The organism is Xanthomonas sp. WHRI 10207 (assembly GCF_040202975.1).
Classification (GTDB): domain Bacteria; phylum Pseudomonadota; class Gammaproteobacteria; order Xanthomonadales; family Xanthomonadaceae; genus Xanthomonas.
In genome coordinates, this window is record NZ_JBEGDX010000001.1 from 40,047 (window position 1) to 65,724 (window position 25,678).

Annotated in this window: 16 protein-coding genes and 2 other RNA genes; 13 read left to right on the top strand and 5 right to left on the bottom strand. The window is 66.3% G+C overall.

Annotation, left to right across the window (positions count from 1 at the left end; genetic code table 11):
* Positions 1-51: 51 nt before the first annotated feature.
* A non-coding RNA gene (locus tag ABQU90_RS00145) (sX9 sRNA) lies at positions 52-143 on the top strand.
* Positions 144-645: 502 nt separating this feature from the next.
* Here the strand turns inward: ABQU90_RS00145 and ABQU90_RS00150 are convergent.
* From ABQU90_RS00150 to ABQU90_RS00165, 4 genes are all read right to left on the bottom strand, one after another.
* Complete coding sequence (locus ABQU90_RS00150) at positions 646-1,374, bottom strand: UTRA domain-containing protein (protein WP_323521612.1); 729 nt, start codon at positions 1,372-1,374, stop codon at positions 646-648.
* A gap of 105 nt (positions 1,375-1,479) precedes the next feature.
* The gene (gene pnuC / locus ABQU90_RS00155) at positions 1,480-2,055 is read right to left on the bottom strand and encodes a nicotinamide riboside transporter PnuC (protein ID WP_323521613.1); all 576 of its coding nucleotides are present in this window, start codon (positions 2,053-2,055) and stop codon (positions 1,480-1,482) included.
* Positions 2,056-2,381: 326 nt separating this feature from the next.
* Positions 2,382-4,553: a TonB-dependent receptor gene (locus ABQU90_RS00160; RefSeq protein ID WP_323521614.1), complete on the bottom strand. Its 2,172-nt coding sequence runs from the start codon at positions 4,551-4,553 to the stop codon at positions 2,382-2,384.
* 47 nt (positions 4,554-4,600) lie between these two features.
* On the bottom strand, positions 4,601-5,758 hold the full coding sequence (locus ABQU90_RS00165) for a phosphotransferase enzyme family protein (protein ID WP_323521615.1): 1,158 nt from the start codon (positions 5,756-5,758) through the stop codon (positions 4,601-4,603).
* A 355-nt stretch (positions 5,759-6,113) separates the two neighbouring features.
* On the opposite strand from ABQU90_RS00165, the gene ABQU90_RS00170 reads away from it, so the two are divergent.
* From ABQU90_RS00170 to ABQU90_RS00190, 5 genes are all read left to right on the top strand, one after another.
* The gene (locus ABQU90_RS00170) at positions 6,114-6,953 is read left to right on the top strand and encodes a glycosyltransferase family 2 protein (protein ID WP_115512548.1); all 840 of its coding nucleotides are present in this window, start codon (positions 6,114-6,116) and stop codon (positions 6,951-6,953) included.
* Positions 6,954-7,084: 131 nt separating this feature from the next.
* Positions 7,085-8,113 (top strand): hypothetical protein, encoded by a 1,029-nt coding sequence (locus ABQU90_RS00175; RefSeq protein WP_323521617.1) that lies wholly within the window; start codon positions 7,085-7,087, stop codon positions 8,111-8,113.
* 13 nt (positions 8,114-8,126) lie between these two features.
* Positions 8,127-10,034, top strand: coding sequence for a glycosyltransferase family 2 protein (locus tag ABQU90_RS00180; RefSeq protein WP_055850816.1), 1,908 nt, complete (start codon positions 8,127-8,129; stop codon positions 10,032-10,034).
* Positions 10,035-10,080: 46 nt separating this feature from the next.
* Complete coding sequence (locus tag ABQU90_RS00185; RefSeq protein WP_323521817.1) at positions 10,081-11,376, top strand: hypothetical protein; 1,296 nt, start codon at positions 10,081-10,083, stop codon at positions 11,374-11,376.
* Positions 11,358-12,326, top strand: a complete 969-nt coding sequence (locus tag ABQU90_RS00190; RefSeq protein ID WP_323521618.1) for a glycoside hydrolase family 113 — start codon at positions 11,358-11,360, stop codon at positions 12,324-12,326. The genes ABQU90_RS00185 and ABQU90_RS00190 overlap by 19 nt, the downstream gene beginning before the upstream one ends.
* A 148-nt stretch (positions 12,327-12,474) precedes the next feature.
* Here ABQU90_RS00190 and ABQU90_RS00195 read toward each other — a convergent pair.
* A non-coding RNA gene (locus ABQU90_RS00195) (sX9 sRNA) lies at positions 12,475-12,551 on the bottom strand.
* Positions 12,552-12,836: 285 nt separating this feature from the next.
* On the opposite strand from ABQU90_RS00195, the gene pncB reads away from it, so the two are divergent.
* The 7 genes from pncB to ABQU90_RS00230 all read left to right on the top strand — a co-directional run bounded on the left by pncB (position 12,837) and on the right by ABQU90_RS00230 (position 25,467).
* Positions 12,837-14,018: a nicotinate phosphoribosyltransferase gene (gene pncB / locus ABQU90_RS00200; protein WP_323521620.1), complete on the top strand. Its 1,182-nt coding sequence runs from the start codon at positions 12,837-12,839 to the stop codon at positions 14,016-14,018.
* A gap of 191 nt (positions 14,019-14,209) precedes the next feature.
* Complete coding sequence (gene bcsD / locus ABQU90_RS00205; RefSeq protein WP_115527079.1) at positions 14,210-14,665, top strand: cellulose biosynthesis protein BcsD; 456 nt, start codon at positions 14,210-14,212, stop codon at positions 14,663-14,665.
* Between the two features lie 28 nt (positions 14,666-14,693).
* A complete protein-coding gene (locus tag ABQU90_RS00210; protein WP_323521622.1) occupies positions 14,694-15,200 on the top strand; it encodes a hypothetical protein in 507 nt (168 codons plus the stop codon).
* 85 nt (positions 15,201-15,285) lie between these two features.
* A complete protein-coding gene (gene bcsA, locus ABQU90_RS00215; protein WP_055850829.1) occupies positions 15,286-17,427 on the top strand; it encodes a UDP-forming cellulose synthase catalytic subunit in 2,142 nt (713 codons plus the stop codon).
* 44 nt (positions 17,428-17,471) lie between these two features.
* Complete coding sequence (gene bcsB / locus ABQU90_RS00220) at positions 17,472-19,793, top strand: cellulose biosynthesis cyclic di-GMP-binding regulatory protein BcsB (RefSeq protein WP_323521624.1); 2,322 nt, start codon at positions 17,472-17,474, stop codon at positions 19,791-19,793.
* Positions 19,790-20,971 (top strand): cellulose synthase complex periplasmic endoglucanase BcsZ, encoded by a 1,182-nt coding sequence (bcsZ, locus tag ABQU90_RS00225; RefSeq protein WP_323521626.1) that lies wholly within the window; start codon positions 19,790-19,792, stop codon positions 20,969-20,971. Before bcsB ends, bcsZ begins: the two co-directional genes overlap by 4 nt.
* Entirely contained in the window at positions 20,953-25,467 is a 4,515-nt protein-coding gene (locus tag ABQU90_RS00230; protein WP_323521627.1) for a cellulose biosynthesis protein BcsC, read from the top strand. The genes bcsZ and ABQU90_RS00230 overlap by 19 nt, the downstream gene beginning before the upstream one ends.
* The last annotated feature ends 211 nt before the right edge of the window (positions 25,468-25,678 follow it).

Consider the following 25,678-nt stretch of genomic DNA (forward strand, 5'->3'; position numbering starts at 1 on the left):
GCCAAGTGGCATGCTCATCGCTAGGCGGGCGCAGCCGGTGTTCGGTGCGGCATGTAGCACGCGTGCAGTGCGGTTCCTTGAGCGCTGTCCCTTGCAAGCTGACGACTGCTCGCTGTGCGCTGAGTGCAGGGGTGTTGTCGGCCGCATCCTGGTGGATGCCGTCGGAAGTTCAGGTCAAACGCATCGGAAGTCCAGATCAAACGCTGAGTGGGTCGAGTGCGCGGTGCGCTCGCCGCTCGCGGGACACGCCGTGAATCCGTCCCTGGGGGCTCGGTGGCAGCATCCATGCCGCCACACGGTCCCGCAAGCGGCGAGGACACCGCACCAGGACGTTGGTCGGTAGCTGCGTGAAAGAGCTGGTCGTCTCGCGCGTCGCAGTGGCCTGCTGATGCGGATCGCACACACATGTGAGCTAGCAAAGTAGAAGCACATCATGCATTGCTTGCACCATGCACACCGACCATCTCGACTGGTCCTTGCCTGCTCACCGTCGCGGGACCTTACGCGGCATGGATGCTGCGTAAGCGCTGATAAGGACGTACTTGCAGCGTGTCCCGCGAGGGTGGGCGGGCAAGGGGCCTGCAGCCAGGCAACAGATCAGCCGGCCTGCAGTAGACCGGCGTGACGTAGTTTTGTTAGCACCTCTTAAGAAGCCGACCGCATCGGCGCATCGGTGCGTACCACCACGTCCAGTGCGTCGTGACGCCAGGATTCGATATCCAGTTCCACCGCGCGGCCGTCTTCGGCAAAGCTGATCCGCTGCAGGCGGAAACACGGCGTGCCGGTGGTGGACTGCAGCAGGATCGCCTGGGTGGCATCCAGGCCGGCCGGATGCATCGACACCTGTGCGCGGCTCAGGAATAGCCCCAACTTTTGGTTGAACACGCTCGACAGCGAGCCGGCCATGTCGTGTTCGAGCAGGCCCGGTGCCCACGCTGCCAGCACGACGTTGGTTTCCAGCAGCACGGCGCGGCGGTCGATCCAGCGTCGGCGTTGCAGCACGAAGACGTCTTCATACGGCGTGTCCAGTCGCAACGCCGCTGCAAACGCGGCGCCCGAGGCCTGGCGGGTGGCACTCAACAACTCGGTGCGCGGCTTGCGCCCTTGCGCGGCCACGTACTGCATGAAGCCGGCAATGCTGGTGGGGTCGTAGCGCACGCGTGGTGCGCTGACGAACCAGCCACGGCGGTTTTCGCGGTAGATTCGGCCTTCGGCTTCAAGGTGCTGCAAGGCTTCGCGCAGGGTGATGCGGGTGCAGTCGAAGCGCTCGGCAAGCGCGCGCTCCACCGGCAGGCGCTGGTCCGGGCCCCATTCGCCGGCGGCAATCTGCGCGGCGATGATTTCGGTGATGGCGTGCTGGCGCGACGCAGTCATGCGGCGCACCGCCAATCGGAGATGCGGGCCATGGGCGAGACACTGAGAGGAAGATCGTGCATGCCGCGATGGTAAAGAAGAACGCGCACGCAAACTGCGCCGGGCTTAGCGTGGCGTTGTCAGGTTCCGGTTCTGTTGGGTTTTCCAGCTGCGCCATCCGTAGATCGCCAACGCTACGAAGCCGGCGTAGAGCAGGGCAGTGGGATACAACTCCTTGCTGACGAACACGCCGACGTAAATGCAATCGAGCACGATCCACAGCACCCAGTTAGCGAGGCGCTTGCGCGCGGCCCACACGCTGGCGACCAGGCTGAAACTGGCCAGCGCCGCGTCCAGCCATGGCAGTGCGGCATCGGTGCGGTGATGCATGTATGCGCCCAGCGCAGCAGCGAATGCAGCGCCGATAGAGAGTGAGAGCCACAGTTCACGCTGCTGCATCGGCAAGGGGCGGATGCGCGCGTCCACGCTGTTGCCGCGTTGCCACTGCCACCACCCGTAGAGTTGGGTCAGCACATACACGCCTTGCAGCAGCATGTCCGAGTACAGCTTCCACTGATAGAACAGCCACGCATACAGCGCGACCGCCACGATGCCGACCGGCCAGCACCAGCGGATGCGCTGTGCGGTCAGCCACACGCCCAGCAGGTTGATCACAACGGCGATGGATTCGAGCAAGGACATGCAAGGCCTGATGGAAAGTGGAGAGCGGTGGGAGAGGCGCAACCCGTGCAAAACAGTGGTGCAGTCGGAAGTGGATGCTGCGCGGTGCCCCGTACCTAAGTGCACTGCAAGCGCGTCAGCGCCTGCACCGCTGAGCCCCTGCCTTCAGCTGGTGCCTGCGGCCTTCAGTCAGTGCCTGAAACACGCAAACGCACAGGTAATTTCGCTTCGATGTCCTTCCCCCGCCTGCGGACCCTCCGACATCCTTCCCCCGCTTACGGACGCTTCGACGTCCTTCTCCCGCCTGCGGGGGAAGGTGCCCGAAGGGCGGATGGGGGCAGCAGACCTCAAAAATCCACCTGCACGCTCAGACGCGCAGTGCGCGGCGCACCCGGAAACAGATACGCATCGCCCTGGTATTCGCCCGAATCGCGCCAATAGCGTTTGTCGAACACGTTGTCCACGTTCAAACGCCAGGTGGTCGCCAGGCCGCCCAGCGCGGTGGCGTAGCGCGCCCCCAGGTTGGCCACGGTGTATGCCGGCACGCTGGCATTGCCGAGCCGGTCGGCGAACTTGCGCCCGCTGTATTGCACACCGGCCAGCACCGCCAGGCCATCGACGCCTGGCACGCTGTAGTCGGCCTGCACGCTGGCACGCAGCTTGGGCACATTGATCGCCTGATGGCCTTCGTACTCGGCAATGTCGGTCTCTTCTGCGCGTGCGCGGATGGCGGCGACGCTGGCGAACAGGCGCAGTTGCTCGGTGGCCGCACCGTCGGCTGACAGTTCCAGCCCGCGGTTGTGCAGCCGGCCTTGTTGCACGAATAACAGACCTCCATCGGCCTGCGGTTGGGTGAATTGATAGGCCTGGCGGATGTCGAACAGCGCCGCGCCCAGGCGCAGGCCATCCAGTTCGAGCTTGGCGCCGGTTTCCAGCTGGTAGGCCTTGGTTGGCGGCAGGATTTCATCGGCGTTGTCGGCAAACCACGGGGCGGTGCCACCGGCGGCAAGACTCTTGGCGTAGCTGGCGTACAGCGACACGTTTTGCTGCGGCTTGAACAACAGCGCGGCCTGCGGCAACACCGCGTCCTTGCGGGTGCGTCGTTCCAGCAGCCCATCGCGGTCGAAGGCGCGCTCGTCCAAGCGGACAGCGCGTGCGCCGAGCGACAGTTCCCACAGGGCACCCAGGCCGATGCGGTCGGTCAGCACCAACGCGCGTTGGCGGCTATCCAGGCGGCGTTGCTTGGGGTCCAGCGCCACATCGGTCTGTGCGAAAACCTCCGGGTCGCGATCGATGCTGCCGCTGCCGATGAATTCGTTGACCGAGCCAAAGCGGTCGATGGTGCGGCGTAGCCAGTCGCCGCCGATGCTCAGATGATGCTCCAGCGCGCCGGTGACCACGTGGCCTTCTAGGGTGGCGCGCAGTTGATCGTGCACGCGGGTGTCGTCGGGGCTGCGGTAGTCGTAAACGTCGTACTCGCCTTGCGCACTGAAGAAGTTGGGCGTGAAGATCTCGGTACAGCTCGCGGCGCCATAGCAGCCCCAGGCGAATGTGGAGAAATCGTTGATCACTGCGCGGCTGCGCGAGGCCTCGACAGTGGCGCGCCAGTCGTCGTTGAACTGATACGCATAGCGCAGCTGCGCGTTGAGCGAATCCATCTCCACCGGCCGCCCCCACGGCTGGTAACCGAGCAGGCGGTGCACATCGATGTCGCGCGGCACCTGCGTGCCATCGAGCAATTGGTAGCCGGGCGCCGAGCGCTGTTGCCGATGCTGATACTCCACATCCAGCTGCAACAACGATTGCGCGGTGATCTTCCAGTCACCGGCCAGCGACAGAAAATTGCGGTAACCATCGGCGTGATCGACATAGCTGTTGATGTCTTCGCGCGCGGCGTTCACGCGCAGGCCCAGCGTGCGCTCGGCACCGAACCAGTCGCCTAAATCGGCGGCGACATAGCGCGAGCCCTGCTCGTCGGTGCCCAGGGTCACGCTGCGCACATGCTCGGGGCGTTTGGTGCGGTAGTCGATCAACCCGGCCGGTTCGTTGATGCCCGACTGCAGCCCGGTCAGGCCCTTGACAATCTGCACCTGCTGCTTGTTTTCCAGCGCAATCGACTGCTCGCCCACCGCGCTCAGCCCGTTGATGCGATAACTGTTGGCGGCATTGAGCGAATAGCCGCGCACCACGAAGTTTTCGTAATAGCCGATCGGTGCATACGCATCGCCGGCAGAGGCATCGGCGCGCAACACCTCGCTGAGCACGCGCGCCTGGCGATCGAGCAATTGCTGGCGCTCGATCACCGCGATGGAGGCCGGCGCATCGAGCAGGGGCGTTGCGCCGAAGCCGGTCAGCGCCGTGTTGCTATCGCTGCGCTCGCCCAGCACATTGACCGTATCCAGCTGCACGGCGGACTCGCCGGGTTGCTGCTGTTGCGCCAATGCAGGGGCGGCCAGGCTCAGCGCCAGGGCGAGCGTCAGCGGGCGATGGGGACGTGCGGCTAACGACAGACGGGACATGCAAGCAACTCGTAAAGAAGGGAAGAGGAAAGACACGGTGTTGCCGCTCATCGCAGCAGGGCTGCGCGCGCATGCAGATGCGCCAGCAGCGCTTGACCATCGGTGCTGGCAAACCAGTCCGCATGACCCAGCAGATAGCGGTGATAGGCGATGTCCACGTTGTCGGGCGAACGCGTGATGCCGGCGAAGTACTCGATCTCGCTCAAGGCGAAATCGGCATGCACGATCGGCAACAGGGCGGCCAGGCAGCGCAGCTGTGTGGCGCTGATTGGGCGATGCAACGCATAGCCATCCAGCAAGGCATCGAGTTGTTGCAGGTCCGCTGGCGCACGCGCGCCGGTATCCAGCTGCAGCCACGGGATCAGGTTGCGTTCGATGGCGGTGGCCAGATCGAACAAGGCGCTGCTGCGATCGCTCAATCCGAAGTCGAAGATCGCGCTTACGTCGGTGTCGCCGTGATCGGTGTTCCAGAGCAGATTGGACGCATGCCAGTCGCCATGCGTCCACAGCGGCGGCATCGCACCTGGCGCAGACAGCAATGGCCAGGCGCGCGCATGCCAGGGCAGCACGTGGGTGGCCAGATCGTGCTGCCAGGAAAACTCCTTCAACGCTGCGGCCAGATGCGGCCGCGCGGGTAACGCGCGCTGCAGCGCCTGCACCGGATCTTGCTGTGCAAACAGCCGTAGATTGGCGACCAGCACCGTGGTGGAGCGCGGTGGTGCATCGAAGCCCTGCGCGGCGTGATGCAGCCGCGCGAGCGCAGCCCCTGCGGCCTGCGCGTGCGCAACGTTGCTAAACGGTGTCCACGACAAAGCATCGCGATACAGGTCGCGCCCCGCGCCGACGCGTTGCACCTCGTAGACCCACTGGTCCTGCGCGAGTGCGGTCTGGCCGTCAGCCGCGTACAGCACCTCCACCACCGGCGCGCCGGCCCAGCGCAGATGGGCCATGAAGCTATGTTCTTCGCGCAAGGCAGCGACACTGCGCACGCTGCGGTGATGGCGCTTGACGATCACCGGGCCGGACGCGGTCTGCACGCAGGCGGCGGCGGAGAACGGACGCGCGCTGTGCCAGTGCACGCCGTGGTCAGACCCGAGCCCGGAGAACCGCTGCAGCACGTGGCGGATTTCATCCACGGTCAGTGCCGGCCAGTCGGGCAGCGCCAACTCCAGGCTCATGCCATGGACCTGATGCGTCGCGCTCATGCGTACACCCTCTGCAGGCATGCCGAGGAAAAGATGAGTGGTATAGACCAATTGCGCGCAGCCGGTTCAACGGGGCCGGCACGCAGGCCGGTAACAACACAGACGGCGCTGCCGGGCCGTCGTTGTCGCGCTGGCGCCATCAGGCGGTCGCGCGACATGGAGTGGAAGGGCAGCGCGAAACCGAAAGGTCGCTGGCCGTCATCTCAAGAATCAAGTGTGGGAGTGCCGCAGGCGGCGCCGACTTAGGCCGCGTGGCGGCCGTCGGGCGCGCAGTATGCCCCGTGCCGCCGTCGGCCGCCATGCCTGGCCGTCGCTGCGATGGCGCTGCGTGGTCCCGGCACCGGATAATGACCGGATGACTCCAGTCCAGATCGCCGCCGTCGTCGTCACCTATCAGAGCAGCAGCACCATCGATGCCTGCCTGTCGCGGCTGCGTGCGGCCGATGGCATCAGCGAGATTCGGGTGGTCGACAACGCGTCCAGCGACGACACCCTGGATGTGGTGCAACGGCATGCGCTGGCCGATGCCCGGGTGCACTTCATCGCCAACCCGGACAACCCCGGCTTTGCTACTGCCTGCAATCAGGGCGCGCGCGACTCGCAGGCGCCCTGGCTGGTCTTCATCAACCCGGATCTGATGGTCGAAGCCGACACCCTGGTGCAGCTGTGCGCGCGCGCCACCGGGCATGCCGCAGTGCTGCTTGGGGTGGAGCAGGTGGACGAGCAGGGCCGGCCGGATGCGGCCGTGCGCCGCCGCGACCCGGACTTTGCCGCGATGCTGCGCGCCCCGCGTGCCGCTGCCCAGCTGGCGGTGCCCGCCAATCCGTCGGTTGCCCTGCAGCCGGTGGATGCGATCTCCGGTGCCTTGATGCTGATGCAGCGCAGCCTGTTCGATCGGCTGGACGGCTGGGACGGCAGGTATCGCCTGCACGCCGAGGACCTGGATTTGTGCCGGCGCGCGCGCCAGGCTGGCGCGCTGGTGGCGGTGGCCAACGATCTGCAAGTGGTGCACGTACGCGGCGTGTCCAGCCGCTCGCGCCCATTCTTCGTGGAATGGCACAAGCACCGCGGGTTGTGGCGCTATTTCCGCAAGTTCGAGGCCGGCCAGCGCGGGCCGTTGACCCAGCTCGGGGTATGGCTGGCGATCTGGACCCATGCAGCTGCCCAGGTGCCGCGATTGTTGCGTCGGAAATAGTGGTCGCTAGTGTTAAATTAGTGATAAATCCGTGATGTGGAACTGTCCGGAACTGTGATACGTTTCGCAGCGAAGTGTGACCTAGCCCGTGCTTCCTGTCCCTAACGGGTCCCCCATCAGGAATCGTACAAATGTCTTTACAGAACTACCCGCGCTCGCGGGTACGTCCGTCGTGCCTTACCTCCGTGCAGTCCAGCCCGGTTGCCGCATCGTCTACCCCGTCCAGTAACGCCCGCCGCACGCCGGTGGCCGCGGTGTCTGCACTCGCCTTGAGTTGCGCGCTGGCTGCGTTGCCGGGTAGCGCCATTGCCGGTGCCTGGACCCAGCCGCAGGGCGACACGTTAGTGATCGTCAAGGCGCTGCATAGCGATGGCCGTGGCTGGTTCGACGACAGTCACCGCCGCACGACCTTTGGCGATGGCCAGCAATTCGATGGCAACGGCCGCAGTCGCCAGGACCAGCTCAACGTCTATGTCGAGCATGGTGTGACTGACACGCTCAGTGTGATCGGCAATTTCTATTTCACCGACGTCGGTTTCAGCAATTACGGCGGAAGTGGCCGTACGCGCACTAGCACGACCGGCTTTGCCGATCAGGAAATCGGGCTGCGTTATGCCCTGCCGAGTGCTGCTGACGATGTCTGGCGGAGTTCGGTGCAAGCGCTGGTCAGCATCCCGGCTTATGGCCGCAGCAAGACCTACCACCCGAGCAATCCTGGACGCGACCCGGCACTCGGTCTCGGCGATTACGGACTGGAGCTGCGTTACAGCCGTGGCCGCGGTTACACGCTGGGCGGGCGCAACGGCTACGTCGATTTGGGTGGCGCGGTGCGTCTGCGTGGCAGCGCTGCCTCCGATGAAGTGCGAGTGGATGCGTCCACCGGTCTGAGCTTGACCTCGAGCTGGCTGTTGCTGGGCGAACTCAATGTGATCCAGGGGCTGGGCAACGGGCGTAACGACGCGTTTGTCAACGGCGAGACACCTAGCGATTCCGGCTTCGTCGCCACCGGCACCAACTACGACCTCACCAAGCTGCAGCTGTCGACGCTGTACACCGCGCCGGGCGGCAGCCAGTGGCAGCTGGGTTACCAGCAGCCGGTGATGGGCCGCAACACCGGTGCCGCAGGCGGGCCGTTCGTGGCCGCCTGGTGGCGGTTCTAAGGACGCCACGACAATGACGGTCACCTGCGAAATGGAGGCGCTGGGACGGGCGCCGGACATCGGCCGCGAACGCGGTCTGTTGGGTCGTGCGCTGGTGACGGCAGGCGTCATCACCGACGAACAGCTGCGCTCGGCGCTGGCGTTGCAGCAGCGCTGGAACTCGCGCCTGGGCGATGTGATCCTGGCCCAGCGCGGCGTGCCGGCGCAGCGCTTTTACGCCATCGTTGCCGCGCACTTCGGGCTGGAGTTCATCGATCTGGTGCAGCAGCCGCCGGACGCCGAGCTGCTCACCGCCGCCGACCTGGACAGCTATGCGCAGCGTCTGCTGTTGCCGTGGCGTCGCGAGGACGGTGTGCTGGTGCTGGCGGTGGCCGACCCCGACCCGGCGGTGTTTGCCTGGGCGCGCGCGCACTACGGCGAAGACGTGCGCTTTGTCGGCACCGCCAAGTTCGACGTGATCTGGAGCCTGCAGCGCTACGCCGACGAGCAGCTCACCGACAACGCCTTGAACCTGCTCGCCTCGCACGCACCGACGTACTCGGCGCGCCAGGTGGTCACGCGCGGTCAGAAATTCACCTTGTGGGCGATCGCGGCGGTGTTGCTGATCGCGATGGTGCTGTTCCCGGTGCCTGCGCTGATCACCGTCAACGTGCTGGTGGCGCTCGGCTTTTTGGCGACGTTCGGTTTGAAGCTGTTGCTGGTGTGGTTCGGCTCGCGCCACCGCATCGACATCAAGGTCACCGAAGACGAAGTGGCCGCGCTGCGCGACGACGACCTGCCGGTCTATACCGTGCTGGTGCCGATGTACAAGGAACCGGAGGTGTTGCCGATCCTGGCCAACGCGCTGCGCAAGCTGGATTACCCGATCAGCAAGCTCGACGTGAAACTGGTGCTGGAAGCCGACGACTTCGAGACCATCGACGCGGCCAAGAAACTCGGTCTGGAAGCATTCTTCGAAATCATCCGGGTGCCGCCGTCGCAGCCCAAGACCAAGCCCAAGGCCTGCAACTACGCGCTGCATTTTGCGCGCGGCGAACTGCTCACCATCTACGACGCCGAAGACAAGCCCGAGCCGGATCAGCTCAAGCGCGTGGTAGCCGCCTTCCGCAAGGCAGAAAAGGATGTGGTGTGCATCCAGGCGCGGCTGAACTACTACAACGCCGACGAAAACTGGCTGACGCGGATGTTCACGCTGGAGTACACGCTCTGGTTCGACTTCTACCTGCCGGCGCTGGAATACCTGCGTATCCCGATTCCGCTGGGCGGCACCTCCAATCACTTCCGTCTGGACGTGTTGCGCCAGGTGCGCGCGTGGGACCCGTACAACGTCACTGAAGACGCCGATTTGGGCGTGCGGCTGATCCAGAACGGCTACCGCGTCAACGTGGTCAATTCCACCACGTTCGAAGAAGCCAACGTCAGCATTCCCAACTGGATCCGGCAGCGCTCGCGCTGGCTCAAGGGCTACATGCAGACCTGGCTGGTGCATATGCGCGACCCGGTGCATCTGTATCGCAGCACCGGGTTCAAGGGGTTCTGGGGCTTTCAGTTCTTTATCGGCGGCGGATTTTTCACCGCGCTGGGCGTGCCGGTCTTGTGGGCGCTGTATGCGGTGTGGATGGTCACCGGCACCACCATGTTCGAGCGGTTCTTCCCGCCGTGGCTTGCAGCGGTCTCGCTGGTCAATCTGCTGCTGGCCAATGCGTTCTTCATCTACATCACGCTGGTGGCCGCGTTCAAACGCGACTACTTCAAGTTGGCGCCGTACGCGCTGACGGTGCCGTTTTACTGGGCTTTGCAATCGATCGCCGCCTACAAGGGTCTCTGGCAGCTGATCCATAATCCGTTCTATTGGGAGAAGACCACACATGGCATCAGCAAGCATTCGGAAAACGAACGCCGCGCCGCACTCGAAGAGTGAGCCGGCAGCGCGTCGCGACAGCGGCTTGCCGGCGTTTCTGGTGGCCGTGGTGGCGCTGTCGCTGCTGAGCCAGCCGTTGTTGGTGCAGTCGATGGGCGGTGTTGCACCGACCAGCGCGCCCGGCATCGGTGTGCCGGCCAGCGGCCTGCTGGCCTGGGCCGTCGATCTGGCGTTGCATCGTTGGGATCTGCCGTTTCAGGTATGGCCGTTTTTGGCGGTGGCTGCCAACGCCTTGTTCCTGTCGCTGCTGTGGCGCGATCTGGCCGGCGTGTTCGGGCGTGGCTGGGCCAGCGGGCTGACCCTGCTGGTGGGCTGCAACCCGCTGTTCCTGCTGCCGATCGCTGCCGGCGGCAGCCAGGCGGTGGGCTCGCTGGCGTTCTACGGCTTATGCCGCACGCTGCGCCGCCTGCAGGGGCCGGTGGAGGCCTTCACCTATCTGCGTATCGCCGGGTGGCTGTGCATTTTGCTGTGCCTGGATCTGCAGACATTGGCGTTGTCGACCATGGTCGCGCCGTGGCTGCTGCTGGTGATGCCGCCGCAGATGCTGCGCAAGGCGCCGGGCTCGTTCTACCTGGTGTGCTATCTGCCGTTCGCGTTTCTGGTCGGCATGTGGGCCTACGTCAATCTGACCGTGTTCAATGCGCCGTGGCCGACCCTGTCGAGCATCTCGCAAGGGGCCAGTCCGCTGCCGTTGCCGCTGGCTGCACAGGCCGAAGGCTGGTTGCCGGCGGTGCGTTGGGGCGTGGCGGCGCTGGCCTGCTTCCCGGTGTTGGCGTTGGTGATGCGGGCGCGTAACGGTGCGCTTGCGCGTGGCGTGGTGGCCAGCGTCGGCACGGTGATCTGCGCGGCTGCACTGTCGTTTGCGTTCGGCTGGGCGGGCTTCGATGCCTTGTTGTTGCTGTGGGTGCCGGCAGCCTTGTTGCTGCGCGCCTTGCAGGCCGATCAGCGCAGCCAGGCCGCTGGACTATTGCTGCTCGGCCTGATCGGCGCGGCCTGGGTGCAACCGCAGGGTTGGGGCAGCTGGATGCGTACAGCGCCCGCCGATGCGCAGTCGCTGCTGCAGGGCGAGGCGGTGGTCATGGCCGCACCGGCATCGCTGCCGGTCGCGGGTGGGGCGATGCCTGCGGCAGTGGACACGGCGATGCCGTTGGTTGAGGCGGATGCCGCGATCAAGACGCACGTGCCCGCGCAGATGAGCGCCGCCGCCACGTCAACCGGCCCTGCAACCGCGACCGCGCTGCAGCCGGGCGTGAGTAACGCAGCGCTGCGTACCGGCACCTGCGTGCCGGGCACGGCAGCGTCGACCACCGAGGTGTCTGGCGCATGTGCAAACGCGTTCTAATCCTCGCAGCGTTGCTTGCCGTGTGCCTGCTGGCCAATGGATGCAATGCGGCCGCGCCGATGTGGATGGGTGCCAACGTCAAGGTCTCGGCCAATGCGCCGTGGGAAAGCGCTGCCGCTGCGCAGTCGCTGGATGCGTTGGCCGGCACCGGTGCGCGCAAGGCGCTGCTGGTGGCCTTCGTCTGGCAGGCGAACCCGCAATCGAACGACCCGGTGCTGGGTAGCGACAGCAGCCTGGACGCCATGCGCGCTGCGCTGCGTCAGAGCCATCGGTCCGGTCTGCAGCCCACGCTCAAGGTGCATGTCTGGATTCCCGGCCACTGGGCCGGCGAGGTGGCGCCCGCCGACCAGGCGGCCTGGTTTGCCGCATATCAAAAGGCACTGCTGCCGCTGGCGCAGCTGGCCGAAGACGAACACGCCGAAGCGTTGGTGGTCGGCACCGAACTGCGCAAGCTGCAGGACGCGCCGCAATGGCCCGAGTTGGTCGCGGCGGTGCGCAAGGTCTATCGCGGCAAGCTGTTGTATGTGGCCGACGGGATGGAGCATGCGGAAACCTTCCGTTACTGGTCGCTGTTCGATGCGGTCGGCACCAGCCTGTATCCGCGTCTGTCCGACGCTGCCGGCGCGCGCGCTACCGAGATGAACGCTGCCGCGCAGCGCCTGCAGGATCTGGGGCAACGCGTGGGCAAGCCGGTGTGGGTGGCCGAGCTGGGCCTGCGCTCGGCACGCGGCAGCCTTGCCGCACCGTGGGAAAGCCCGGAGCAACGCACCGCCGCGGTGGATACCCGCCTGCAACTGCAGGTGCTGCAGCAGTGGCGAAAGGTGTTGCAGGCGCACGGCGTGGACGGCATCGCGCTGTGGTGCTGGTACACCGACCCCGCCGCCGGCGGCCCGGGCGACAGCGACTTCACCGTGCAGGGCAAGCCGGCGCAGCAGGTGTTGGCGCGTTGAGGCACTGATGCCCGACCGCGCTCGGCGACAGGCCGGCGCGGCCTTTGTGTGGTCGCCCCAGCTTGAGCAGCTGCTCAGGGGGGGCTGCGATCCGCGAGCTGCAGCCTTGTGGATCTGACTGGCGCCGCGGGTGCCTGACACTAAGCGCTGCGCACAAAACGTAGCGAGCAGTCGTCAGGAGGGTGTAGACGACGCGCTCAGAACCGGCATGTACATGCCGCACCAGCACCAGCACCAGCACCGGCACCAGCACCAGCACCGGCACCAGCACCAGCACCGGCACCAGCACCGGCACCGGCACCGCCCGCGCCCGCCTGGCGGTGAGCACCGTCCTTTTCTTAGCTGCTCTAAGTGACCGCAAGCCCCATGCGGCCCCGCAGACGCCCAGGGGAATTCGACAAAGCCCCGCGCTGGAGCGTGCGCCCTTAACGCAGGGGGGAGCCGCGGCCGGCGGCCGGGTCATGCCCAATGCACGCGCGGCCACTGCCGCTGCGGGCATAATCCGGCGGCATGATCATCCATTCGTTGCTCGACACCGACCTGTACAAATTCACCATGATGCAGGCGGTGCTGCATCAGCATCCGGCCGCGCAGGTCGATTACCGCTTCAAGTGCCGCACGCCCGGCGTGGATCTGGCGCAGTTCATCGATGAGATTTCGCGCGAGATCGATGCCTTGTGCCGGCTGCGCCTGCGCGAGGACGAGGTGGACTACCTGCGCAGCCTGCGCTTCATCAAGCCGGATTTCGCCGACTTTCTGGCGCTGTTCCATCTGGACCGCAAATACCTGCAGCTGTCTGCATCGACCACCCACCCAGGTGAGATCGAACTGACCATCCGCGGCCCGTGGCTGCACACGATCCTGTTTGAAGTGCCGTTGCTGGCGATCATCAACGAGGTGTGGTTCCGCAACACCTCCGAGCCGGATTTCGAAGAGGGCCGCAGCCGCCTGCGCGCCAAGGTGAGCAGCCTGCGCAACATGCCGGCCGGCTGCAAGATCGCCGACTACGGCACCCGTCGCCGCTATTCGCGGCACTGGCATGGTGAGCTGCTGCCGCTGCTGCGCGATGGCCTGGGCGAGCAGTTCGTGGGCACCAGTAACGTGTATTTCGCCAAGCACTACGGGCTGACCCCGCTGGGCACCATGGCGCACGAATACCTGCAGGCGTTCCAGGCGCTGGGGCCGCGGCTACGCGACAGCCAGGTCGCCGCGCTGGACTCGTGGGCGCGCGAATACCGCGGCGATCTGGGCATTGCGCTGTCGGACATCGTGGGGCTGGACGCGTTCTTGCGCGACTTCGATCTGTATTTCTGCAAGCTGTTCGACGGCATGCGCCACGACTCCGGCGACCCGTTCGAATGGGGCGAGCGGGTAATCGCGCATCTGGAAGCCCACCGCATCGATCCCAATACCAAGGTGCTGGTCTTCAGTGACGGCCTCAACATCGACAAGGTGATGCGCCTGTACGCGCACTTCCACACCCGTTGCCGGCTGGCCTTCGGGGTGGGCACCAGCCTCACCAACGACCTGGGGCCGACGCCGCTGCAGATCGTCATCAAGATGGTCCGCTGCAACGACCAACCGGTGGCCAAGCTCAGCGATTCGCCGGGCAAGAGCATGTGCGAAGACGCCGGCTACCTGCGCTACCTGCGCGACGTATTCGGTCTGCCGCCGATGCCCGAAGGGGCCTGACCAGCGGCGGCAATGACTGACGCAGGCCGGCATGAACTGCCGAAACGGGCGGCCTGCTGTCGGGGAATGCCCGGAAAAGTGAGATGCATCTCTCAATCGCTGGTTGGCAAACGTTAACATTGGCATCACGCTTGCATCACTTTTAGTGCAACCGTCGTATGTGACGTCCCTTTCCTTGCGAAGCCTGTTGAATGCCTGCACTCGACCCCTTGTCGCTGTACCGCACGCGGAGCTGCTCCCGGCAGTGGCTGGGCTTTGTGCGGGCGATGGCCGAGGAGTTCGGCGCCGAGCTGCCCGAGCACGACCTGGCCACCTTGATGGCTCGGATCGGCCGCCGCTTCGCGCGTGAGCACAGGCTGGCGTCCTGCGCCGCGCTGGACGAGGTGCAACAGGCCGCCAATGCGATCTGGGACAGCTGCGACTGGGGCCAGTGCGCAATGGACGAATACCCCGACCACGTGCAGATCCGGCACGGCGGTGCGCCGTTGAGCGTGGCTCTGGACGGGGCTGGCTGGAGCGATGGGTTCCTGCAAGGGGTCTACGAAGGATGGTTCCAGCAATTGGGGATGCTGGCAGGCCTGGCGGTGCAGACCGTGCCGGCCGATTCCGTCGATCTGCGCCTGTTTGTGTTGGCGCGGACGGCATGAGCATGTGCGATCAGGCAAGGGGAGTGTGATGGCACCGAAGAACACCAAGAACACGCCGGGACACGACGACGTATCGGGTCTGTTCGCGCGTTTGGGGACGCAGGCGAGCGAGGGCTATCACGATTTCGCCTACACCCAGCTGCCGCCGCGCAAGCCGGGCGTGGCGCCTGTCGAGGCGCCGGAAGCTGCGCAGACGGCGCCGGTTGCGACGGAGGCTGCGGTCGCGCCGGTACACGTGCCGACAGCGCGTTCGCCCGCAGTGTCGGCGGCAGTGGCACCGCCGATCGCACCGCTCGTGGCCCCGTCGCCCGTGATGCAGGCAACGGCGCCTGCCGACAAGACGGTTGGCGTATCGCCCGGCGATGCGCTGGCACCGCTGCGCAAATTGCGGCAACGCGATGAGCCTGGCGCGCGCGGCCTGTCGTCGCTGGAGCGGCCGGCGCAGACGCCGTTGGAACAGCTGTTCCAGCGTTTGCTGCAGGCCGACGCGCGCGCCTCTGCGCACAGCCCGCTCCAGCGCCTGCGCTCGCGTTGAGCGCTCCCTTCCGTGATGCCCGGCAAGCGCGTGATGCGTTTGTCGCCGCGTTGCAGTACGTCTGCCACGTTTCCAGGATTGCCCGATGACCACTGCCAGCCTTCGTTCCGCATCACCGTTGCCCACGCTGGCAACCTGGGCGCTGTGGCTGCTGGGCGCGTTGTTGCTGGTGTTCGTGGTCGCAGTCCCGATGGATGTCACCCAGCAGCTGGTGTTCTCCGGCGTGCTGTTCGCAGTGGCGCTGGCGGTGCGCAACCGTGGTGGGCGGGTGGTCATCCTGATGATGATGGGGATGTCGCTGGCAGTGTCGTGCCGCTACATCTGGTGGCGCATGACCCAGACCATGGGCGTGGGCAGCGCGGTGGATTTCATCCTCGGCCTGGGCCTGCTTGGTGCGGAGCTGTACGCGTTCGTGATCCTGGTGCTGGGCTATTTTCAGGTGCTGTGGCCGCTCAATCGCAAGCCGGTTCCATTGCCTGCCGATCAGAGCCTGTGGCCGAGCGTGGATGTGTTCATTCCCACCTATAACGAGCCGTTGTCGGTGGTGCGCACCACGGTGCTGGCCGCCAGCGTGATCGATTGGCCGGCCGGCAAGATCAACATCTATCTGCTCGATGACGGCCGCCGCGACGAGTTCCGCGAGTTCTGTGCCGAGGTCGGCATCAACTACGTCACCCGCACCAACAACGCGCACGCCAAGGCCGGCAACATCAACGCTGCCTTGAAAAAATGCAGCGGCGAATACGTGGCCATCTTCGATTGCGACCACATCCCGACCCGCTCGTTCCTGCAGGTGGCGATGGGCTGGTTTCTGCGCGACACCAAACTGGCGCTGGTGCAGATGCCGCACTATTTCTTTTCGCCTGACCCGTTCGAGCGCAACCTCGATACGCATGGCAAGGTGCCCAACGAAGGCGAGCTGTTTTACGGTTTGTTGCAGGATGGCAACGACCAATGGAATGCCACGTTCTTCTGCGGTTCGTGCGCGGTGATCAAGCGCACTGCGTTGGAAGAGGTTGGCGGCGTGGCAGTGGAAACCGTCACCGAAGATGCGCACACCGCGCTCAAGTTGCAGCGTCGCGGCTATCGCACCGCGTATCTGGCGGTGCCGCAGGCGGCGGGTCTGGCCACCGAGAGCCTGTCCGGGCACGTGGCGCAGCGTATCCGCTGGGCGCGCGGTATGGCGCAGATCGCGCGCATCGACAATCCGTTGCTCGGCCGCGGGCTCAAGCTGTCGCAGCGGCTGTGCTATCTCAACGCGATGCTGCATTTTTTCTACGGCTTGCCGCGCATCATCTATCTCACCGCACCGCTGGCGTATCTGTTCTTCGGCGCGCATGTGATCCAGGCGTCGGCATTGATGATCCTGGCCTACGCGCTGCCGCATATTCTGCAGGCCAATCTGACCAATCTGCGCGTGCAGAGCCGCTTCCGGCACCTGCTGTGGAACGAGGTCTACGAGACCACGCTGGCCTGGTACATCTTCCGCCCGACGCTGGTGGCCTTGCTCAATCCCAAGCTCGGCAAGTTCAACGTCACGCCCAAGGGCGGGCTGGTGGCGCGCGGTTATTTCGATGCGCAGATTGCCAAGCCGTATCTGTTCCTGCTGCTGCTCAACGTGGCCGGCGTGGTGGCCGGCGTGCTGCGGCTGGTCTATGTCGGCGGCAGCGGCGAGCAGCAGACGATCTGGTTCAACCTGGCCTGGACGCTCTACAACATGGTGCTGCTGGGCGCCACGATCGCCACCGCCAGCGAAACCCGCCAGGTGCGTAGCGCACACCGGGTGCCGCTGGATGTTCCGGTCAATCTGTACCTGCCCGACGGCGGCGTGCTGGCCTGCCGCTCAGTGAATTTTTCCACCGGCGGCATGGCGATCAAGCTCGCGCAACCGCAACCGATCGAGCCCGGCTCGACGGTGCAGATCGGGCTCAGTCATCGCGGTGTGGAGCAGACTTTGCCGGCCGTGGTGCGTCAGGATCGCGATGGTCAGGTCAGCATCCAATTCACCGAGATGTCGATGGAACAGGAACGCTGGCTGGTGGCATCGACCTTTGCGCGTGCCGATATCTGGTTGTCGCAATGGGGCCAGCACGATCGCGATTCGTTCTGGCGCTCGATGGGCCAGGTGCTGGCCGCCAGTGCGCGCGGATTCGGGCGCCTGGGTCGGCATATGGTGGACAGCACGCGTCAGGGCTTCCGCCCGGCGCGCGCGGATCTGGAGTCGTGAGCGTGATGCGTGGTGTTTCCCTTTCCCCTGCCAAGAAGCAACTGATGCGAATGTCCCCGGCCGTGTTGACCTGTGCGTTCACGCTTCTGGCCGGTCTGGCGCAGGCGCAACAGACCGCACCGACGGCGCCTGCCGCGCAGACAGGCGCCGATGCGCAAAGTGCCACCGCCGCAGCGGTCGTGCCTACCGCGCCCACACCGCCCGCCGGCAACGCGCGCGCGGCCACGCTGCGCGATCTGGGCATCGATTACGAAATCACCTTGCGTGGTGTGCAGGGCAGTGCCGGAGTGCCCTTCAGCGTGCGTAGCGACGAAATCGTCACCGCCGCCACGCTCAATCTGAAATACAGCTACTCGCCATCGCTGCTGCCGGACCTGTCGCACGTCAAGGTCACCATCAACGGCGTGACCGTTGCGAGCTTGCCCACCGACAAGGCCAACGCCGGCAAGTTGCTGTCGGCCGATCTGCCGATCGACTCGCGGCTGATCACCGACTACAACCAGCTCAACCTGCAACTCATCGGGCATTACACCCGCGAGTGCGAAGACCCCGACCACAGCAGCCTGTGGGCGAATGTGGATGCGGCCACCAGTCTGTCGCTGACCACCACGCCGCTGGCGCTGGCCAACAACCTGGCGCTGCTGCCGGTGCCGTTTTTCGATGTGCGCGATACGCGGCGTCTGGAGCTGCCGTTCTATTTCCCGCAGCAGCCGGACATGGCCACGCTGCAGGCGGCCGGCACCGTGGCATCGTGGTTCGGCACCCTGGCCGGTTATCGCGGCGCGGTATTCCCGGCCTCGACCAGCAGCTTGCCGGCGAGCGGCAACGCGGTGGTGTTCGCCACACCCAACACCTTGCCTGCGCAGTTCGCCACCGCCGATAGCGGCGTGGCCGATATCCGTGGGCCGACGGTTGCTGTCGTGGTCAACCCGACCGATCCCAACGGCAAGCTGCTGCTGGTGCTCGGCCGCAACACCGAGGATCTGCAACGCGCGGCCACCGCGCTGGCGTTGCGCGCACCGCTGACCGGTGCGGTGGCGCGGATCGGCGAGATGTCTGCGCCGACGCCGCGTCGGCCGTACGACGCGCCCAAATGGATTTCGAGCGAGCATCCGGTGCGTTTCGGCGATCTGGTCACCCAGCCCGGCGCGCTCAACGTCACCGGCTATCACCCGGACCTGATCCGGGTCGGTCTGCAGTTGCCGCCGGACTTGTTCGTGTGGGAGCGCGACGGCATTCCGGTGGCGCTGAAATACCGCTATACGCTGCCGGAAGAGGACAACAAGTCCGCCCTCAACGTCAGCATCAACGAGTCGTTCGTGACCACCTTGCCGCTGACCGGCCGCCCATTTGCCGAGTCCACGCCGGTGCGCTGGTGGAACAGCCTGGGCACGCGCGGCAACATGCCGGTGCATCAGGATCTGACACTGCCGGTGGGCGCGTTTTCGGCCAATAGCCAGCTGCGCTTCCACTTCTTTTTCGATCGCCCGCAAGGCGAGGCCTGCAAGAACACCTTCCCGGATGTCTCCGGCGCCATCGATGCCGATTCCACCATCGACCTGAGCGGTTTCGACCACTACATGGCGATGCCGAATCTGGCCGCGTTCGCCAACGCCGGCTATCCGTTCACGCGGCTGGCCGATCTGTCCGAATCGGCGATCGTGCTGCCCAATAATCCGGGCGACCAGGATCTGGGCAATGTGCTGACCTTGCTCGGCAGGTTCGGTGCGTCCACCGGCTACCCGGCACTGCATGCGCAGATCATCGCCGCCAGCGCGGTGCAGCAGCACGCCGATCGCGATCTGTTGCTACTGGGCAGCGCCGAATCGCAACCGCTGTTCAAGCAATGGCGTGCGCAGCTGCCGGTGGGCCAGGACGGGCAGAACCGCCGCATCGGCCTGACCGATTGGCTGTTCGAAAAACTACCCGGCTTCCTGTCCTTCGACGCGCGCCGCACCGATCTGCCGACCACCACCGACATCGCGTTGCAGCCGCAGCCGGACGACGTGCTGTTGATGGGCTTCGAATCGCCGTTGAAATCCGGCCGCAGCGTGGTCGCGTTTCAGACCGAAGACCCGGCCAACATGAATCGTCTGTTCGATGCCTGGTTCGACCCGGCCTTGCTCAAGGACTTCCAGGGCAGCGTGGTGTTGCTGCAGCAGAAGAAGGTCACCAGCCTGGTTGGCAATCAGACCTACTACGTGGGTCACTTGCCGCTGCCGACCTGGCTGCGCTGGTACTTCTCGCATCACCCGGTGTGGCTGGCCCTGACCGTGGTGCTGCTGGCGCTGCTGCTGGCACTGGCCGCGCGCGTGCTGCTGCGCCGGCATACCGCCGAGCGCCTCAACGACGGCCACGGCGCATGAACGCGGCCGCGCGCGGCAGTGCCATGACGCGCCGCGGCCTGCTGCGCGCCGGTGCACTGGCCTCACTGGCCGCGCTGTTGCCGGCCGGCGCGACGGCAGCGCCCGCACAGTGCGGCGCCTGGCCACTGTGGAACGCGTTCGTGTCCAAGCACATCCAGCCCGATGGCCGGGTGGTGGACTTCCTCAACGCCGATCAACGCTCCACCTCCGAAGGCCAGTCGTACGCGCTGTTCTTCGCGCTGGTGGCCAACGACCAGGTGCTATTCGACAAGGTGCTGGGCTGGACCCGGCACAACCTGTGCGGCGGCCGCCCGGATCTGAATCTGCCGGCCTGGTTGTGGGGCCGCGATGGCAGCGGCGAGTGGCGCGTGCTCGATGCCAACACCGCCAGCGATGGCGAGCTGTGGATCGCCTACGCCTTGCTGGAAGCCGGCCGGCTGTGGAACCGCCCTGGTTACGGCAAGGCCGGCCAGCAGATCCTGCAACTGATGCGCACCCAGGAAGTGGCCACGCTACCCGGGCTGGGGCCGATGTTGTTGCCCGGCCGCAGCGGCTTTGTCGAGCCGGGCCGCTGGACGCTCAATCCAAGCTATCTGCCGATCCAGGTACTGCGGCGCTGCGCCAACGCCGACCCCAAGGGGCCGTGGGCGGCGATCGCCGCCAACGCTGCGCGCGTGCTGCACGACAGTGCGCCGGTCGGCTTTGCACCGGATTGGACGGTGTGGGACGGCAAGGCCTTCGGCGCCGATCCCAAACGCGGCAATCTCGGCAGTTACGATGCCATTCGCGTGTATCTGTGGGCCGGCATGCTGGATGCCGGCGAGCCGCTGCGCGCGAAGTTGCTGCAGGATTTGTCCGGCCCGGCCGATCTGCTGGCCGCAGGCACCGCGTTCGCCGAAAAGATCGACACCGCCCGCGGCGTGGGTACCGGCGCCGTGCCGGTGGGGTTTTCCGCCGCGTTGCTGCCTTACCTGAGCGCGCTGCGTCAGCCCACCCTGCTCAAGGCACAGGCGCAGCGGATTCCGCTCGCCGCTACACCGGCCGCCGCCGCGCTGCCGTACTTCGAACGCACGCTGGCCCTGTTCGGACAGGGCTGGCTTGAGAACCGCTACCGCTTTGCCGCAGACGGGCGCCTGCTGCCCGCCTGGAGAACGCCTGCATGCTCCGCAAAAACCTGACCCCGCTCTACCTCGCCGGCATGATCGACCTGTGCCTGCTCGTCTCACCGGTGCACGCGCAGACCAGCGCGACCCAGCAACTGGTCGGGCAGGGCAACTACTGGCACGACCAGGGACGCGACGATCTGGCCGCCGACACCTGGAAAAAGCTGCTCGGCATCGATCCGGACCAGCCAGACGCCTTGCTCGGCCTGGCGCAGATCGATCTGGCGCAGGGCCGTCAGTCGGAGGCGCGCAAGCGTCTGCAGCAGCTCGAAGCCGCGCATCCGCAATCGCCGCAGGCGCAGCGTCTGCGCGTGGCGATCGGTGCGCGCGGCAGCGCCACTGCCGGCGAAGACCCCAATCTGCGCAACGCACGCCGCGCCGCCGCGGCTGGGCGCTATGTAGAGGCCGCGCGCAGCTACGAGGCCGTGTTTGCCGGCAAGGCGCCGCCGCCGACGCTTGCGCTGGAGTACTACCAATCGCTGGCCGGCACGCCGACCGGTTGGGAGCGTGCGCGCGATGGTCTGCGCACGCTGCAGGCCAGCGACCCGGCCAACCCGTCCGTGCAGATGGCGCTGGCCCAGGTATTGAGTTATCGCGAACCCACCCGTCGCGAAGGCATCGCGCAATTGCGCACGCTTGCCCAACGCGCTGATGTGGGCGGCCCGGCGCGCACCAGCTGGCGCCAGGCGCTGCTGTGGCTCAACGCCAGCACCGCCGATGCACCGCTGTATCAGGCATTTCTGGCCGGCAGCCCGGCCGATGCGGAAGTAACCGCCAAGCTCGGTCAATTGCGCGAACAACGCACGGCCGCTGCCGCTGCGCCCGCCGATCCCAATGGCATCGCGCTGGCCGAGGGCTTTCGCGCGCTCAATGCCGGCAATCTGAGCGCGGCCGAACAACGCTTCACCCAGGTGCTGCGCGCCCGTGCGCGCGATCCGGAGGCATTGGGCGGCCTGGGCTCGGTGCGGCTGCGTCAGCAACGCTTTGCCGAAGCGCAGGAACTGCTGCGCCCGGCCGCGGCCAGCAATGGCAAATGGAAAGGTGCGCTGGACAGCGCGCGCTACTGGCAACAGCTGCAGCAGGCCGAGGCCGCACGCGCACGCGGTGACATCGCGCAGGCACGCCAGCTGGTGGAGCAGTCGGTGCAGCTGCTGCCCAACGAGCCGGCCGGCCATGTCGCGCTGGGCGGTCTGCAAAGCGCCAGCGACCCGGTTGCGGCCGAAGCCAGTTATCGCAAGGCGCTGTCGCGCGATGCCGACAATGCCGGCGCCTTGCAGGGCCTGGTCGGGCTGTACAGCCGCCAGGGGCGCATGTCCGAAGCCAGCGAATTGTTCAATCGCCTGCCGGCCGCCGAGCGCGCCAAATCCGGTGGCGAAGCCTTGCTGCGTTCCAATGTGCAGCGCGCCCGCGCGCGGCAATCGCTGGAGGCCGGCGATACGGTCAGCGCGCAGGCCGAGCTGGAAGCGGCCATGGTCGAACGCCCCGGCGATGCCTGGATTCGCCTGGATCTGGCTCGCCTGTACCAACAGGCCGGCCGCCCCGATCAGGCGCGCAGCGTCATGGATGGCCTGCTTGCCGTGCACGGCGACCAACCCGAAGCGCTGCACGCCAACGCCTTGCTCGCGCAAGAAAGCGGCGACTGGCAGGGCGCTTACGACAGTCTGGATCGCATCCCTGCCGCAGCGCGCACGCCGGAGATGACCCAGCTGCGCACCAACGCCTGGATCGAACTGCAGGCGCGTCAGGCGCGGCTGCTGGTGGAGCAGGGCAGGGTAGGCGAGGCGCAGCAATTGCTCGCACGTACCGAAACCGCGCTGGGCAACCAGCTCGACGATCCGCAATTGCTGGCCGCCCTGGCCGGCGCGCATGCCGACGCCGGCAATGCCTCGCGCGCGCTGGTGCTGGCGCAGCGGCTGGTCACCGGTGCCAACCCGCGCACCGAAGACCGCCTGCAATATGCCGGCGTGCTGCTGCGTGCGCGTCAGGACGCCGAGTTGTCGGCGGTGCTGCGCCAGCTGCAATCCACCACCATGACGCCGGAACAATTGCGTCGCTATCAAAACTTGCGCAGCGCCTACACGCTGCGCCAGGTGGACGCCTTGCGCGAGCTCGGCAATCTGGAAGGCGCCTACGATGCGTTGTCGCCGATTCTGGCTCAGCAACCGGACAACCGCGACGCTCAGGCGGCATTGGCACGGCTGTATGCCGCCGCCGGCGATCAGCGCCAGGCGCTGGCGATCTATCAGCAGATCCTGCAGCGCCACCCCAACGATCTGGACACGCTCACCGCTGCCGCCAACAGCGCCGCCGCGCAATCGGATCTGCGCAACGCCGACAGTTATCTGCAGCGCGCGCTGGCGCAGGCGCCGGAATCGCCGGACGTGCTCGCCGCTGCCGGCCGCGTGTATCGCAGCGCCGGCAAGAACCGCAAGGCCGAGCAGTATTTCCGCGCATCGCTGGCCGCACAGCAGCGCCAGGCCGGTCAGCTCGACAACGGCCTGCCGGGCGCACGTGGCCCGGCGGCAGTGGCCTCGGCCGGCCGTCCGCTCAATCCGTTCTCCGGCATGACCGGCGCCATGCCGCGCTCGCCGGCAGTGCTGTCCGAGCGCATGCCGGCGGGGAACGCGTTTGCCGATGTCGCACTGGAGCCGCCGGCCGCCACCCAACCGGCAACTGCACGCTTCGCCACCGCCGCAGCCGTCGATGCCTACGCCGGCAACACGGTCGATACGCTGCCGCAGCCGGTGAGCGCCAGCGCCGCACCCTCGTTCTTGCCGGCGCCCAACAGCCGCACCCGCCTGCCCACGCGCAGCGCTCCCGCGTTCGTGCCGGACAACACCGCTCCTTCGCGCAGCGTTGCCGCGCAAGAAACGCGTGCGCCCAGCAGCGGCAACGGCGTGCTCGACGAACTGCGCGCGGTGCAATCGGAAAACAGCGACAACCTCGCCGGTGGCGCGCTGTATCGTTCGCGCGATGGCGAGGACGGCCTTGGGCGACTGGACGACATCGAAATGCCGGTGCAGGCCGACTTTGCGGTGGGCGAAGGCAAGCTCGGCGTCACGCTGACGCCCACCGTGGTGGATGCCGGCACGCTGACCACCGATTACGCCACCGCCAGCCGTTTCGGCGCCGGCCCGCAGACGGCAGTCAACGATGCGCTTGCCGCCGACCGCAGCCCGATCGACACGCTGACCAACTCGTCGGTGTATCAGTTGCTCGCCACCCAGGGCGATAACGTTGCCACACGCGAACGCCTGCGCCGTTACGCCTTGAATACCGGCTTGTTCGGCGAGCTGCTGACCGAAAACAACAACAGCACGCCGGCGGCATTGGCCGCGCTGGCCAACGAACCGCTGCCGGCGTATCTGCTCAGCGTCAACGCGTCCAGCACGCCGATTGCGCAGCTGGCGCGCGACATCCTCAGCAACACCGCAATCAGTGAACAGCTGGCCGCCGGCGACGGTGCCGCGCTGCAGGCATTGGCCAGCAGCACCGCTGCCGCGCAGCAGACGCCCACTTCGCTGGCGGCCACGCTCAACAGCATGGCCGCCACCGGCAATGGTGCGCGCCGGCTCAGCCAGGACGACACCGGCGTGGGTATCGGCGTGCGCTATCGCAATGGCGGTTTCAGCGCCGATGTGGGCAGCACGCCGATCGGGTTCCAGGAGCAGAACGTCGTCGGTGGCGTCGGCTATCGCGGCGAGATCGGCGACACGGTGAGCTGGTCGGCCGATGCCTCGCGGCGCGCGGTCACCGACAGCGTGCTGTCGTTCGCCGGTGCGCAAGATGCGCGCAGCAGCCGCGAGTGGGGCGGCGTCACCAGCAACGGCATCGTGCTCTCGGCCACCGCCGACAACGGCCTGCTCGGTGGGTATGCCAACCTTGCCGCGCACCGCTTGATCGGTAACAACGTGGCCGACAACGACCACCGCCAGGCCGACCTGGGCTTCTACGTACATGCGTTGGAAACCCAGCATCAGTCGCTGACCGCCGGCGTCAATCTGACCGCCATGCAGTACGACAAGAACCTCAGTGGATTTACGTACGGCCACGGCGGTTACTTCAGCCCGCAGGAATATGTGGACCTCGGTTTCCCGGTGCACTGGAGCGGGCGCAGCGCCGGGCAGAGCGTCAACTGGAAGGTCGATGCCAGCGTCGGCGTGCAGCATTTCAAGACCGACCCCACGCCGTACTTCCCCACCGACCCGACGCTGCAGCAGGCCGCCTACGACGCCGCATCGCTGGCGGCGCTGCTCGGCCTGGTCGACCGCTACACCGACCCGGTGTATGTGGGCGAAAGTCGCACCGGCGTGTCGTACAACCTCAGTGGCGCAGCCGAATGGCAGGTGGCGCCGCAGTTGTTCCTGGGCGGGCGCATGACCTTCAACAATGCACGCGACTACAACCAGTTCAGCAGCAATCTCTATCTGCGCTTTGTGATGGATCGCCTGGGCGCCGCGTTGGGTCGCGCACCGCAGGTGCTGACCTCGCCGTATGCCGCAGATCGGTAAGGCACGGCAGCGCGTGGTGTAAGCGAAGGAAGGGCTGAACAACGCGCGACATGACGGGGGAACCTGGAATGTCGCTCACGCGCGCGGCCTCCACTGCTGAACATCTAGCAGTTCTGCGTAGTGAACATTGCCAGCGGTGTTGATCGAAAACACGCGGACGCGTTGTGCAGAGCCTCCCTAACGAGGCCAGCGTGTGTGGCCGTTGCGGCAG